General features: G+C 42.0%; 14 protein-coding genes. All 14 read right to left on the reverse strand.

The features are described 5' to 3' along the window. Positions 1-2: 2 nt before the first annotated feature. The 14 genes from MHB67_RS13150 to sppA all read right to left on the reverse strand — a co-directional run bounded on the left by MHB67_RS13150 (position 3) and on the right by sppA (position 13,759). Positions 3-1,325 carry a CBS domain-containing protein gene (locus MHB67_RS13150; protein ID WP_024424801.1) on the reverse strand — a complete coding sequence of 441 codons (1,323 nt, stop codon included), beginning with the start codon at positions 1,323-1,325 and terminating at the stop codon, positions 3-5. Between the two features lie 148 nt (positions 1,326-1,473). Continuing rightward, the gene (locus MHB67_RS13155; protein ID WP_073206955.1) at positions 1,474-2,157 is read right to left on the reverse strand and encodes a metal-dependent hydrolase; all 684 of its coding nucleotides are present in this window, start codon (positions 2,155-2,157) and stop codon (positions 1,474-1,476) included. 65 nt (positions 2,158-2,222) lie between these two features. Beyond that, positions 2,223-2,978, reverse strand: a complete 756-nt coding sequence (locus tag MHB67_RS13160; protein WP_034624202.1) for an SDR family oxidoreductase — start codon at positions 2,976-2,978, stop codon at positions 2,223-2,225. Between the two features lie 95 nt (positions 2,979-3,073). Continuing rightward, positions 3,074-3,979, reverse strand: coding sequence for an aminoglycoside phosphotransferase family protein (locus tag MHB67_RS13165; RefSeq protein ID WP_342492556.1), 906 nt, complete (start codon positions 3,977-3,979; stop codon positions 3,074-3,076). A 318-nt stretch (positions 3,980-4,297) separates the two neighbouring features. Continuing rightward, positions 4,298-5,671 (reverse strand): argininosuccinate lyase, encoded by a 1,374-nt coding sequence (argH, locus tag MHB67_RS13170; protein ID WP_342492557.1) that lies wholly within the window; start codon positions 5,669-5,671, stop codon positions 4,298-4,300. Continuing rightward, a complete protein-coding gene (locus tag MHB67_RS13175) occupies positions 5,668-6,879 on the reverse strand; it encodes an argininosuccinate synthase (RefSeq protein WP_342492558.1) in 1,212 nt (403 codons plus the stop codon). The genes argH and MHB67_RS13175 overlap by 4 nt, the downstream gene beginning before the upstream one ends. Positions 6,880-7,051: 172 nt before the next feature. Next, entirely contained in the window at positions 7,052-7,567 is a 516-nt protein-coding gene (locus tag MHB67_RS13180; RefSeq protein ID WP_342492559.1) for a MogA/MoaB family molybdenum cofactor biosynthesis protein, read from the reverse strand. A gap of 105 nt (positions 7,568-7,672) precedes the next feature. Further along, positions 7,673-8,857 (reverse strand): acetate kinase, encoded by a 1,185-nt coding sequence (locus MHB67_RS13185; RefSeq protein ID WP_024424808.1) that lies wholly within the window; start codon positions 8,855-8,857, stop codon positions 7,673-7,675. A gap of 412 nt (positions 8,858-9,269) precedes the next feature. Then, the gene (locus MHB67_RS13190; protein WP_047203773.1) at positions 9,270-10,244 is read right to left on the reverse strand and encodes a class I SAM-dependent methyltransferase; all 975 of its coding nucleotides are present in this window, start codon (positions 10,242-10,244) and stop codon (positions 9,270-9,272) included. Positions 10,245-10,332: 88 nt separating this feature from the next. Next, positions 10,333-10,833: a thiol peroxidase gene (gene tpx, locus MHB67_RS13195; protein WP_024424810.1), complete on the reverse strand. Its 501-nt coding sequence runs from the start codon at positions 10,831-10,833 to the stop codon at positions 10,333-10,335. A 112-nt stretch (positions 10,834-10,945) separates the two neighbouring features. Then, positions 10,946-11,398 carry a GerW family sporulation protein gene (gene ytfJ / locus MHB67_RS13200; RefSeq protein WP_007501733.1) on the reverse strand — a complete coding sequence of 151 codons (453 nt, stop codon included), beginning with the start codon at positions 11,396-11,398 and terminating at the stop codon, positions 10,946-10,948. A gap of 14 nt (positions 11,399-11,412) precedes the next feature. Continuing rightward, the gene (locus MHB67_RS13205; RefSeq protein WP_073206972.1) at positions 11,413-12,120 is read right to left on the reverse strand and encodes a DUF2953 domain-containing protein; all 708 of its coding nucleotides are present in this window, start codon (positions 12,118-12,120) and stop codon (positions 11,413-11,415) included. A 98-nt stretch (positions 12,121-12,218) separates the two neighbouring features. Then, positions 12,219-12,743 (reverse strand): RDD family protein, encoded by a 525-nt coding sequence (locus tag MHB67_RS13210; protein WP_024424812.1) that lies wholly within the window; start codon positions 12,741-12,743, stop codon positions 12,219-12,221. Positions 12,744-12,757: 14 nt separating this feature from the next. After that, the gene (gene sppA / locus MHB67_RS13215) at positions 12,758-13,759 is read right to left on the reverse strand and encodes a signal peptide peptidase SppA (protein ID WP_024424813.1); all 1,002 of its coding nucleotides are present in this window, start codon (positions 13,757-13,759) and stop codon (positions 12,758-12,760) included. Between the last annotated feature and the right edge of the window lie 327 nt (positions 13,760-14,086).

The raw sequence follows: 14,086 nt of genomic DNA on the forward strand, positions 1-14,086 counted from the left end.
CATTATCCTCTTTCCATCAGCTGCACCATCAGCATCGCTTTGCCTACGATATTCGATTGGTGATAAACCTCCACTTCCAGCTTTCCAAACTTGCGTCCTACTTCTAAAATATTCGGCTTAATCTGGATTGTGGATTCCATTTGGACCGGTTTTAAGAAATAGACAGAGAGACTCTCGACGATCAGTTCGCCCTTTTTATGAGATTTTAAGAAGCGGTTGGCAGATTCGATTAAAATTTGTGTGAACACCCCATATGAAATGTTTCCAAGCTGGTTCGTCATTTGCGGGGTAACCTCGTATTGATAAACCGCATCCGCTTTTGGTTTCTCTGTATCGGCTTCTTTAAATCCTCTTGAGACAACATCATCCAGCTTTTCTCCGACCTGCGGCTGCTTTTGAATCATTTGGAGCGCCTTGAGCACATCCTGACGGCTGATCATACCGATCAACTTCGCATGATCATCCACAACTGGCAGCACCTCAATGCCTTCCCACACCATCATTTGTGCAGCTGAGGCGACAGATGTCTTGCCAATGACCGTCAGCGGATTTTTCGTCATCACTTTTTCAATCGGTGTGGAACGGTCATGCCCCGCAATATCCTTTGAGGTAAGGATTCCGTGAATCTTCATTTGATCATCTGCGACCGGGAAACGGCCGTGGCCAGTTTCATAATTCTTTTCATACCATTTTTCAAGCTTATCCTCTGGTGATAAATACACGGTGCGTTCAATCGGCGTTAAAATATCTTCTACAAGCACAATTTCTTTTTTAATTAATTGGTCATAAATGGCTCTGTTAATGAGAGCCGCTACGGTAAATGTATCGTAGCTTGTCGATAAAATCGGCAGCTCCAGCTCATCTGCGAGCTGAATGATTTCATCATCTGTTGAGAATCCGCCTGTGACCAGCACAGCCGCCCCTGCCTCTAATGCCTGCCTATGGGCATTGATCCGGTTTCCGACGATGAGTAGGTTGCCAGCAGCCGTATAGCGCATCATTGCGTCCAGCTCCATCGCTCCGATAACAAATTTATTTAACGTTTTATGTAAGCCGGCGCGTCCTCCAAGGACCTGACCATCAATAACATTGACCACTTCTGCATATGTGAGTTTTTCAATATTTTCTTTTTTCTTTTGCTCAATTCGAATGGTGCCGACGCGTTCAATGGTACTGACGAATCCTTTATTTTCAGCATCTTTGATGGCCCGGTAAGCGGTACCTTCACTCACTTTCATTTCTTTCGCTATGCGCCGGACAGAAATTTTCTCTCCGACATCTAATGAATCAATATACGATAAAATTTGCTCATGCTTTGTCGCCAATCCCGTTCACCCTTTTTGTTTTCAGCGTTTTCATCTATGTTTCATTATAAGGGCAGGAGGCTTTTAATAGCAATTTGTCTTTTCTTTCGGCAGATGAAGGCAAATAAAAAAAGCCGGCATTTGTGTGCCAGCTTTTTTCATATGAGGATTAAATTTCGATTGATTCCCCGCTGTTTAACACATGACCGACGCCGCCATGCAGGCTGTCTGCAAATGCATGCGGGTCCTGTTCAATTGGCGGGAATGTGCTGTAGTGAATCGGAACGACCTGTTTTGCCCGCAGCCATTCTGCTGCGATTCTTGCATCCTCTGGTCCCATTGTGAAGTTATCACCAATTGGAAGGAATGCGAGCTCAATATGATTCAGTTCACCGATCAGCTTCATATCTGAAAAGAGTGCAGTGTCTCCAGCATGATAAATTGTTTTGCCCTCTGCGGTAAATAAAATACCTGATGGCATCCCTGTATACGTAATTGTTTTCGTTTCTTCATCAATGACAGCTGAACCATGAAACGCTTGCGTGAGCTTCACTTTACCAAATTCAAACTCACGTCCGCCGCCGATATGAAGCGGGTGCGTTTTCACCCCTTGCCAGCTTAAATAAACGGCAAGCTCATTTGGCGCAACGACGAGAGCGTCATTATTTTTAGCAATTTCAATGGTGTCACCAAGGTGATCTCCATGTCCATGTGTCAGTAAAATGACATCCGCTTTCACATCTTGCGGTTTGATCTCTGTGTGCTTATTTCCATTTAAAAATGGGTCAATCCAAATATGATATCCGTTTGTTTCAATGTGTACAACTGAATGTCCATGATATGTAGCTTTCATGTAGTATATCCACCTTTCAATTTTGATCTCATATCATTTATTCCCTCTGTAAAAAGCTGAAAAACTTAATGCCTGTGAATGACGTTAAGACCACCTGTTGCTTCAATGACGGTCCCTGTAATGAGATCTGAACGGTCATCACATAGAAATGAGATGATACGCCCTATATCCTCTCCAGTGCCAGACCTGCCTATCGGCGTTTCATCGTCTTTGATTTGACGGGCTTTCTCTATTGTCGATTCTTTCATGTCTCCAACGATTTTGCCTGGACAAACCATATTAGCAGTGATGCCATTTTCGGCCTCTTCAATCGCAATGGTTTTCGTCAATGACGCAAGACCCACTTTTGCCGCTCCAAAGGCTGATCTGTGCATCCAGCCTGGCGCATGGTCTGCACCTTGGAAGCCATAAGTGATAATGCGGCCAAAGCCTTGTTTTCTCATCGTTGGGATGACCATTCGGAACAAATGGAATACTGCTGATAGGTTGCCTTCTATCATTTGATACCATTCATCTTCAGAGTAATCCGCCAGTTTTTTTCGTTCAAAAATATAAGGACCGGCATTGTTAATCAAGGCATCAATCCGTCCAAATCGCTCTGCTGCCAGCTCTACCATGTTTTTTAAATCTTCTTTTTTTGTCACATCACCTTGGACAAATTGAAGCTTATCTTCGTACTGGTGTAATTCTTCTTTCATCTGTCGGACAGCTTCATCATCACTTCGATAATTCACTGTCACAGAATACCCCATATTCAGTAAAGACTCGGTAACTTTCCGGCCAAGTCCTTTAGAACCCGCTGTTATTAATGCGTGTCGCACACAATCTCCTCCTAAAGCAAAGGTTGCAAGTTCATGTGTTTCTTTTGTTATCTTTACTTTACTATAAACCGGCATCTGGCGCACTTATGAACCCTTTATCGATATGAGTCAAACAATATAGGGTGATTCATCCACATTTTCAAATCCCATGAGCCATGGATATCGAGCAGCAGAGAAACAAAACGATAGCACTCTCTCACCTCATGAAGATCACGAGGAAGCGGGCAAATCTCTTCATAGCCCAATTGAACATTGCGGGCAGCTTCTTTCGTCAAAAGGTATTCCAATGCAATAAAATCAAACGCAGCTGGTCCATATACGACATATTCTGTATCAACTAAACTTGTCACTTGATCATCTTTTTCAATATATTGAGACGGATCTACATCAATTAAAATGAGACTTGCTGAATCAGGGGGCTTTAGCTTTTCCATCTTTTGCAGCACAATTTCTGCATAACAGTGAAATTCATGCTGATCAGCGTAATAGCGGCCTATGAGTTTGAATACAGCCTTTTTTAACACAGCATGGAATTCTCTCAAATGCTTCTTTTCAGCTCCGTAGACTGCACCAAAAAAGTCAGTACGATATGAATGAAGATGTGCTAGTTTCCTCCCATAATCCTTATAAAAGTCTGATGAACGTCCCTCAAAAGATGTACAAGGTGTTCCTTCTACTTTTTCCATTACATAAAAATGTCTCCCTGCCTTCTTCACTTTACGAACAACTTTTGGAATATGAAAGGAATTCGTATGAGACAGCTTTTGATTGATTTGATCGATATGCTCTTCTACAGTACGGTCATCTACTCCATAGATCAATTTGATCCCAGAAACAAATTCACTTTCTTCTCTTGCAGTTTTAGGAGATTTGACTACATATTCCGTTTTATCTTGTAAGGAGATCAGCCACACATCATTAGCCCGTCCGTCATATTGTTCTCCTAACGTTTTCACTGATACGATTGGTTGATGAAACAAAGCCTCAAGCGTTTTCTTCATGATCTGCTGTCACTCCCTCTTCTGCTTGACGCAGGTATGCTTTCATTTCTCCAATGATCATCAATCTCCTTTTTCCATGACAAAAAAACCATCCGTATAAACGAATGGTTCAGATTGTTGACAAAGGGCTAAAATGATTTTGATTTTAGCCCTTTGTCTTCTTTTCAGCGTGATAGAAAACCTTTGCAGTCTAGGAAGGACGAGCACCGGAGCGGAGCGAATTTGACATTCGTGAGCACCGAAGCGCAGACCTGACAAAGAATGCGAGGGTTTGTCTACACGCTGAAACCATCCGTATAAACGAATGGTTTTGATCAGTTATGCCAGGCAGGCCTTTGCTTTTTCTAAAGCGAGCTGAATTTGTTTGAATCCAGTTCCGCCTGCACTTGTTCTTTTTTCAACCGCAACATATGGATCAAGAACAGTGTAAATGTCCTGTTCAAAAAGATCGCTTGCTTCTGTAAATGTTTCAAAAGGAAGATCACTTAGATAGATACCTTTTTGAATACATGTATACACAAGCTTGCCAACGATTTCGTGTGCTTCACGGAATGGCATGCCTTTTTTCGCAAGGTAGTCTGCCACTTCTGTCGCATTTGAGAAATCTTCTTTTGTTGCCTTTTTCATGATATCTTTGTTCACTGTCATCGTTTGAATCATGCCTGTGAAGATTTGCAGGCTGCCAGCGATGGTTTTCACTGTATCAAACATGCCTTCTTTATCTTCTTGCAGGTCTTTGTTATACGTAAGCGGTAAGCCTTTCATAATCGTGAGAAGCCCCATCAGGTTGCCATACACACGGCCTGTTTTCCCGCGGATTAATTCAGCCATATCCGGGTTTTTCTTCTGCGGCATCATGCTGCTGCCTGTTGCATACGTGTCATCAAGTTCAATGAATTTAAATTCTTGCGAGCACCATAAAATGATTTCCTCACAAAAACGTGAGAGGTGCATCATCACAAGGCTGCTATTAGACAAAAACTCTAAAATGAAATCCCGGTCACTCACACCATCGAGGCTGTTTTCGTAAATATGGTCAAAGCCAAGCTGCTCTGCTGTATATTCACGATCAATCGGGAATGTCGTTCCTGCTAACGCTCCGCATCCAAGTGGAGACACGTTAATTCGCTTTAATGAATCTTGGAAACGCGCTTTGTCACGCTCAAGCATCCAAAAATAGGCGAGCATATGATGGGCAAACGAAATAGGCTGTGCACGCTGCAGGTGCGTATATCCTGGAAAAATCGTTTCAACGTGCTGTTCTGCCTTTTCTACAAGCACCGTTTGAAAGGAAGAGATCAGTTCAATGATATGCTCGACTTGGTTATTCAAATATAAGTGCATATCAGTTGCGACCTGATCATTCCGGCTTCTCGCTGTGTGCAATTTGCCGCCAAGCGGACCAATCTCATCAATGAGCATTTTTTCAAGGTTTAAATGAATGTCCTCATAATCCACTGAGAATTCCAGTTCATCCGCCTCTGCCTTTTTCATGAGCGTATTCAGCCCGTCTTTGATGGCAGCGGCTTCCTCATCATCGAGGATACCGCATTTATTCAGCATACTTGCATGAGCAAGGGAGCCGGTCAGATCTTCTTTGACTAATTGTTTGTCGAAATGAATGGACGCGCCAAACTCATCGACCCATTTTTCTGGTGTTTTTTGAAATCGGCCTCCCCAAAGCTTTTTCATGCTTTAACCTGCTCCTTTTTATTCACGATGCTGTTTACTTTTGTCGGTAAGCCCCAAAGATTAATAAATCCTACAGCTGCATCATGATCGAATTCATCTGCTTTTGTATAAGTGGCTAGATTTTCATCATAAAGTGAATATGGTGATTTACGTCCTTCTACAATGGCATGACCTTTAAATAGTTTCACACGTACAACACCCGTTACGTTCTGTTGTGTTTCTTGTAAGAATGCATCTAGTGCTTCTTTAAGCGGTGAGAACCATAAGCCGTTGTATATTAATTCAGCCATTTTTTGTTCAACGATTGGTTTAAAGTGTGCGACTTCTTTGACAAGTGTTAAGTCTTCAAGCTCTTTATGCGCTTTTAGAAGTGTGACAGCACCTGGGCATTCGTACACTTCACGAGATTTGATGCCGACAAGACGGTTTTCAACGTGATCGATTCTGCCAACACCATGCTGTCCAGCGACTTCATTTAAATGAAGGATGAGATCAGATAATGAATACTGGATACCGTCAATGGCTGTCGGTTTTCCTTTTTCAAACGTGATTTCAATGATTTCAGGTGTGTCAGGCGTTTTTTCAAGTGGATTTGTCAGATCGTATGCACCTTCTGGCGGCGCAGCCCAAGGATCTTCTAAAATGCCACATTCGTTACTTCTGCCCCAAAGGTTTTGGTCGATTGAATATGGGCTGTCTAAGTTAATCGGAATTGGAATACCGTGTTTTTGTGCATAATCGATTTCTTCATCACGAGACCATTTCCATTCACGCACTGGCGCAAGAACTTCTAGGTCTGGATTTAATGCTTTAATGGATACTTCGAAACGAACTTGGTCGTTCCCTTTTCCAGTACATCCATGAGCGACGGCTACTGCATTTTCTTTTTCTGCCACTTCCACTAATTTTTTTGCAATAAGCGGACGGGATAGTGCAGATACTAGTGGATATTTTCCTTCATACATTGTGTGTGCTTGTAATGCAGTGAGTGCGAACTTTTCAGCAAATTCTTCTTTTGCGTCAATCATGTATGATTGAACTGCTCCAACTTGAAGTGCTTTCTGTTGAACGAATGCCAAGTCTTTTCCTTCACCTACGTCAAGGCAGCAAGCAACGACTTCGTATCCTTGCTCTTGTAACCATTTAACTGCAACAGAGGTATCAAGACCTCCGGAATATGCTAATACGACTTTTTTATTTTGTGACATGATTAAAAAGCTCCTCTCGCTTGTTTTGATTCTGTGAATGTTTTTGCATAAAAATAAGTTTCAATTTATAAACATGCATTTAGTATGTATACACTGTAACAAGGAAAAATTGTTTTTTCAACCCCTTTATGAAAAAAACTCTGCCAAATTTTCTTGGCAGAGTCATTTTGGGCTATTTTTGATCCTTTTCAAGCTCTCGTAAGACATGAGGAAGCTCTGGAATCACCAGTTTGGTCATGGCTAAACGAACGGCTCCGGTAGATCCCGGCGTGGCAAAGACAGCCTTTTGATTGACGACCCCTGCCGTTGCCCTGGATAAAATAGCAGCTGAACCTATGTCTTCTGTATAACTGAGCATGCGGAAGATTTCACCAAAGCCAGGCAGTTCCTTGGAAAAAAGAGGGGTGATCGCTTCAATGGTCACATCCCTTGCGGCAATCCCTGTTCCGCCATTTAACAAGACGGCATCTATTTTCGGTTCGCTTGTTCCTTCCAGCACAGCGTCTTGAATCGATCCTATATCATCTTTTACAATATCGTATGCAAGAACAAGATGTCCCTGTTCTTTGAGCAAATCAATCATCAGACGGCCGCTTTTATCTGTATCTTTTGTTCTTGTATCACTGACCGTAATGACTTTCATATAAAGCCTTTCTTTCGCCTCACGTTTATGTTCTGTCACGCTCATCTTTCGCACCGCTCCTTTTTGCTTCATATTGGACAACATTATAGCATGCTGCTTTCAACAGAAAAAAGCTCTTTTCCTTATTGGAAAAGAGCTTTTCAAACTTGATTACGCTAAACGCATAACGTCTCTTGCAATCATTACTTCTTCGTTTGTTGGGATGACGATCACTTTTACAGGAGAGTGCGGATAGCTGATGAATGCTTCTTCGCCTCTCATATTGTTTAAGGAAGGATCCCAGTAAACGCCCATGAATTCTAGACCACGAAGTACACGTGCTCTTACTTCTGAACTGTTTTCACCGATTCCAGCTGTGAAGATGATCGCATCTACGCCATTCATTCTTGCTGCATAAGAACCGATATATTTATGAATACGGCTCGCAAAAATATCAAGAGCAACTTCTGCACGGTCGTTTCCTTCTTCTGTTGCTTCTTCGATATCACGAAGGTCACTTGACAGACCAGACACACCTAAAAGACCACTCTTCTTATTCAAAGTAGAAAGCACTTCTTCAGCAGTATGTCCTGTTTTTTCCATAATAAACGGAATAAGGGCAGGGTCAATGTTACCAGAACGTGTACCCATTGCAACACCTGCAAGTGGTGTAAAGCCCATGGATGTATCGATTGATTTTCCGCCTTCAACTGCTGCAATACTCGCACCATTTCCAAGGTGGCAAGAAATCAGACGAAGCTCTTCTAGCGGACGGCCTAATAGCTCTGCCGCACGCTCTGTAACGAACTTGTGGCTTGTCCCATGGAATCCGTATTTACGAATACCAAAGTTTTTGTAGTAGTCGTACGGAAGGCTATATAGGTAAGACTGCTCTGGCATAGTTTGGTGGAATGCTGTATCGAACACAGCAACCGCTGGTACGTCAGGCAGAATTTGTTTGAATGCTTTGATTCCTACAACGTTTGCAGGGTTGTGAAGTGGTGCAAGCTCTGAAAGCTGATCAATGTCATTGATCACTTCATCAGTTAAAAGAACAGAATCGCTGAATTTCTCTCCGCCGTGAACAACGCGGTGTCCTACGCCATCAATTTCATTAAAGTCTTTGATGATGTGAAATTCAGTTAGTTTTTCAAGCAGCATTTTGACCGCTACTGCGTGATCTGGAATATCTGTCACTTCTGTTTTCTTTTCTCCATCTACAGAAATCGTGAAGATACTGTTGTCCATTCCGATTCTTTCAACAAGCCCTTTTGTTAGAACGGTTTCTTCTGGCATGTCGAACAATTGGAATTTAAGAGATGAGCTTCCTGCGTTGATTGCAATAATTTTGGACATTACTGTCGCTCCTTTTACTCAGTTGTTATATAAGGTTTCACGTTTTTTCCGGTGCTATATTCAACCTGTTTGACGGGTCTTTTATAGTTTAACGATAAGTCCGAAAAATATCTGACTTTTTCATTTAAACATTGAAAACTTTGCATTTCAAGTGCACCTTCAAACTGTTATCGCTTACATCAATAAGTCGTTATTTTCTGAATAGTAAAATATCCAGATTATTGACAAAGAGCTAAAATGATTTTTATTTTAGCTCTTTGTTTTCTTTTCAGCGTGATAGAAAACCTTTGCAGCTCTAGGAAGGGCGAGCACCGGAGCAGAGCGAATTTGGGATTCGTGAGCACCGGAGCGCAGACCTGCGGGCGAATGCGAGGGTTTGTCTACACGCTGAAATAGCCAGAAATCACTCTGGCTATTCCTTCGTTTCTTTTTCTTCTATAAACCACTGGTCTAATTTTCTCATCACACCGACCATTGCTTCCTTCTGTGAGAAAGACGGCAGATTGGCAAACAGCATCCGTTTTGGTGCTTCCAGCCCTTCTTTTTTCTTCTGCATCACAAATAAGCTTTTGGCGTGTTTTTTGTCCTTAAACATGGACACTGGCAGCTGAATTAACGCATTCATATACGCATGATCTTTGATAAAATCCTTTAATTGTACGCTCTCTTTCCCTTCAAACAAGTCGTTTGGAATGATGAAGAATAAGAAGCCGCCTTCTTTTGTGTATCGCAGGCTTTGTTCAATGAATAAATAATGGGCAAAGGCATGTCCTTCTTTTGCCTTTAATTCAAAGTCCGCTGCACGCTCATCATTTGGATAATAGCCGACTGGCAGGCTGCATACAGTGACATCCACTGGTGAGATCAGAAGCGGCTCAAGACTGTCCTGGTGGAAAAGCTCGACTTCTTTCTCTTCTAAATTCGCCTGTGCCCAAGCAATTTTAATGAGCACATCATCAATTTCAGACGCAAAGCCGCGCTTTGTTTCTGCCGTGAGATTGTTTAAGACAGCAAGCAGTAAGTTTCCTGTTCCCGCTGCTGGATCAAAGACAACAAGCTCTTTTTGACCTTCTAAAAATTTATTCACCAAATAGCTGACAAACAGTCCAATCGTATCTGGTGTCATCTGGCGATTTGGATGAGAAATGTCCTTTTGACCTTTCAATACGGCGAGCTGAAACGCTTTACGAATCTGCTCATGATCATAAGAAGCAAAATCTGCTTTCTCTATTAAATCCTTTAATAAACCGTTTCGATCATTTGCTTGGAAAAAGGCTTCTCCTGCTTCTGCCAATGCTTCAATATAGGAAATGCTCTGTTCCTTTTTTAATCGAATAGAAGCTGTATCGAGCAGTTCAAAAATAGTACTTACTTGATCTTTCTGCAATGCTTTTCTCTCCTCGCTTTGCTAAAAGCTATATGTTCTCATTGAAAAGAGCCCCAGGTTGAAGCCGGAGCTCTTGTCGATGCTGCTTTTATAACAGTGATTTTGCAGCTTCAATGGCTTTTTCATAATTTGGGTGATTCGTTGCTTCACTTACGTATTCAGTGTAAACCACTTTTCCGTTAGGGTCTAATACGAAGACTGCGCGCGCCAATAAACGCAATTCTTTCATATATACTCCGAATGCTTCACCAAATGACATATCTCTGTGATCAGATAATGTTTCAACATTTTCAATTCCGTTTGCTCCGCACCAGCGTGCTTGTGCAAATGGAAGGTCTGCACTAATCGTATAAATATTGACCGGACCTAAACCGGCTGCCTCTTCATTGAAACGTCTTGTTTGTGCGTCACACACACCTGTATCAATAGAAGGAATCACTGAGATGATCGTCACTTTTCCTGCTAAATCAGAAAGTGAAACTTCTCCAAGTGAGTTCGTTAAAACCGTAAAATCAGGAGCCTGCTCGCCTACTTTTACTTCATTTCCTACAAGCGTGACAGGACTTCCTTTAAATGTGATCGATGCCAAAACAATTCCTCCCTTTTCAAATGTATGGTTCTATCATAGTAGAGAAAGCAAAAAACTGCAAAGCCTAATCGTCCATTTTGCAAAAAAAGTTAACTGCAGCGCAGCTAACTTTTTAAAGGTCTATGTCATCTAGTTTTCGTTCTTTGTGACGGTGCTCCCGCTCATCCTTCTTAAACATGTGCTGAAGACGTTCAATTGCTTGAGGAGCAGAATCCAATATTTTATCGAGCAGATGTGTGTGTTCATCCAAATGAAGCATTCGAACTCCGTTTGTTCCTACAATTAAGAAGGCGATTGGTGTAATCGACACCCCGCCGCCGCTTCCGCCGCCAAATGGGAGTCTCGGTTCTTTTCGTTCCTGTTCATCAGAACGTTTTTCTTTCTTTTGGTTCCCGTTAAATTCACTGCCGCCGGCTGCAAATCCAAAACCAACCTTTGACACAGTGAGGATGACACTGCCGTCAGGGGTTTCGACTGGATCGCCGATGATTGTATTCACATCTATCATTTCTTTTAAGTTTTCCATCGCTGTCTTCATGAGACCTTGGATTGGATGATCTGCCATTTTCGGGTTCCTCCTTAAACAGATGATTCATTCTTCGTTGCTTGAAGAGAGGCACTTTTTCTCGCCTTTCTCCCTTTTAACCAATGGACAAGTAAACGAATGGCTGCAAGCATAGCATGTCCAATACGAAAATATGCTATACATGTAAACTGAGTCTGTGACACATTGTGCTGAAAGGCCGGAATGACTTCATACACCGGTTTATGCTTAAAGGTGAGATGCTCCTGCATAAAGGCTAGCAGTGCTCCTTTCACTGACCACACACCGCCGGCTGCTACACCTGTTAAAGCGGCGTCATGAAAGCCGATCCATGTCGACCAGTGAAATGAGACAACCCTTATGTGAATGAAGAATTTGCGCATGATCCGGTTTAAATCGACAATCTCTTTTGTGATGCGCTCCATTTGATGAAGGATTTGCTTCATATCACGCTTTCCTACTTTTTTATGCATCGATTCTTTTTCGTGATCAGGGTTTTTAGCGCTTTCCATTTTCTTTTCACGAATATCAATCGTTTGGTCTTCTGGATTGACCCTCACCATCGGAATATCTTTTTTGAGTCTGACCAATCCATATAAGGTGATGACCTTCAGTGCAATGTGGTCATTGTCGTTTGTATGCGAATAGTCCAGCGAAATGGTTACTTTCATGAAAATCAACAAGATCACAAGAAGCAAAAACGCTGCGATCCAAACGTAAAGCACTGTGCTCACTTCCTCCATAACAAATGATGCTTCCCCTACGATTATGGCTCTCATTCTGGATTTTATACCCAATCAACAAAAAAGAGTTTGACCGGTACCCGGCCAAACTCCTCTGATTATACGTTTGATTCTGTTTTTTCATATAAATGTTCATGGACGACCACCGTATCGGCAAAGTAATCATGAACCCCTTGCTTTTTCGGTGAGAACCCAACGATAGCATAGAGAATAAAGATCGTATTAATGTAGCGTCCCACAATCTCTCTAAAGAAAATAACATCCCATGCCAGCTTCTTCTCAGGCTGAAGTGAGACCACTTTAATTCCAAACACCATCTTGCCAAGTGTTTGTTGAAAGATTTTCGTCATGATGGCGAAATAAAGGAGGAATACAATCGTCGTTGTGACGGAAAATGGAGAAAACCATCCCCCTCCTTTGGACCAGCCAAACAGACTAAAGATTGGAGAAACCGTCAAATGGTTTACACCCCAGACGACGAGCCAATCAAGAATAAATGCCCAAAATCTAATCCAAAAACCTGCAAACGCCTGTGCTTCAATTGAAGCGCGCTTCACAAAGGCCGGCTTCGATTCTTCCTCTTGGCTGCGGCTTTCGCTTACTTCATCGAATGTAGAATCCATCTATGATCCCTCCTTTATTTTGAATAGAGATACATCGGTTTAGACCCATTTGAGCCAGCCAGTGTTTCTTTTAAATTCAGAAAATCAATTTCGCTTTTAAAGAGCTTGCTTGCACTCATGTTGAAGAGAGAGTTCCAGCCAAAGCTTTGAGAATAGCTGACCACTGTTGCTCCTTTTAAGCCTTTTTCATTTTTCTTCATCGCTTTTAATGCATCTTCATAATACCCAAGCTCATCGACTAATCCGTTCGATTTTGCCTGTGTCCCGTCATATACTCGGCCGTCGGCAATTTTCTTGACTTCCTGTTTTGACATGCCGCGTCCTTCAGAGATCACTTTGACAAATCCTTCATAAGAGTTATCGACCATGCTTTGCATGATGTTGCGCTCATCTTTTGTCATATCACGGTTTGGAGACATGATATCTTTGAATTTCCCGCTCTTAATTGTTTCATATTTAATACCCAGATTATCTGCGAGCTTAGAATAATTCAAGCTTTGCATGATGACCCCTAACGACCCTGTTAATGTTTCAGGTGAAGCAAAGATTTTCTTCGCTGGAGTTGACACGTAGTAGCCGCCAGAAGCTGCCATTGAACCCATAGATACGTAAATCGGCTTCTTCGCTTTTTTCACTTCTTCTAATTTTTTATGTATTTCAGCACTTTCATAGACACCGCCGCCAGGAGAGTTTACGCGCAGAAGTACACCTTTTACAGAAGCATCCTCTTTCGCTTTATCTAGTTCCTTGAGGAATGCACGATGATCATAACCTTCTCCGCCTAATAGACTCGATGCGCCGCCATTATCTTGAATGGTTCCATTAATCTCAAGAACAGCAATCTTGCCTGCACCGCTGCCATTCTCTAGTACCTTCTCTTCTATTTCATCCCCGAATTGATAGCTCATTTTATTGTCATTGAAGCTATCGAACAAGGCCATCGTGACACTAATCACAATTGAAAATCCGAAAACACCAAGTGCAATAATTAGCGCTACCCATCTTTTCGCATTCATCTTTTTCTCCTCCTTTTTATCTCACTTCATTCATACGAATGCCCACATGAAATGTTTCACAGGAATTGTGGTTTTTTTACATTTCATGTAGGCATATGATAGCACCTCTCTTAAATAACGATCAACTTTACATCGTCTACGTAGACATGCGCATGACGAAAAATTGGCTTTTTTATCCTCTCCCTGCACCTAATAGTCTAGATCTTCACCGCAACGAAACACCTAAACCATTCTTTCAAGAGAAATCGGCTATTCAATTATGCTCAGGATTCAGCCATTTCAAATCACTCACATCGACTCATTTCTCATAAAGCAATCCGATCCTCA

The organism is Bacillus sp. FSL H8-0516 (assembly GCF_038635285.1).
In the GTDB taxonomy this organism is placed as follows: Bacteria; Bacillota; Bacilli; order Bacillales; family Bacillaceae; genus Bacillus; species Bacillus safensis.

Excerpts from the sequence above, each read along its gene's own strand:
- MHB67_RS13180 (WP_342492559.1), bottom strand. The coding sequence starts at position 7,567 with ATGAGCGTGACAGAACATAAACGTGAGGCGAAAGAAAGGCTTTATATG.
- MHB67_RS13175 (WP_342492558.1), bottom strand. The coding sequence starts at position 6,879 with ATGTCACAAAATAAAAAAGTCGTATTAGCATATTCCGGAGGTCTTGAT.
- MHB67_RS13205 (WP_073206972.1), bottom strand. The coding sequence starts at position 12,120 with ATGGAGGAAGTGAGCACAGTGCTTTACGTTTGGATCGCAGCGTTTTTG.
- MHB67_RS13155 (WP_073206955.1), bottom strand. The coding sequence starts at position 2,157 with ATGAAAGCTACATATCATGGACATTCAGTTGTACACATTGAAACAAAC.
- MHB67_RS13165 (WP_342492556.1), bottom strand. The coding sequence starts at position 3,979 with ATGAAGAAAACGCTTGAGGCTTTGTTTCATCAACCAATCGTATCAGTG.
- MHB67_RS13210 (WP_024424812.1), bottom strand. The coding sequence starts at position 12,743 with ATGGATTCTACATTCGATGAAGTAAGCGAAAGCCGCAGCCAAGAGGAA.
- sppA (WP_024424813.1), bottom strand. The coding sequence starts at position 13,759 with ATGAATGCGAAAAGATGGGTAGCGCTAATTATTGCACTTGGTGTTTTC.
- MHB67_RS13185 (WP_024424808.1), bottom strand. The coding sequence starts at position 8,857 with ATGTCCAAAATTATTGCAATCAACGCAGGAAGCTCATCTCTTAAATTC.
- ytfJ (WP_007501733.1), bottom strand. The coding sequence starts at position 11,398 with ATGGCAGATCATCCAATCCAAGGTCTCATGAAGACAGCGATGGAAAAC.
- argH (WP_342492557.1), bottom strand. The coding sequence starts at position 5,671 with ATGAAAAAGCTTTGGGGAGGCCGATTTCAAAAAACACCAGAAAAATGG.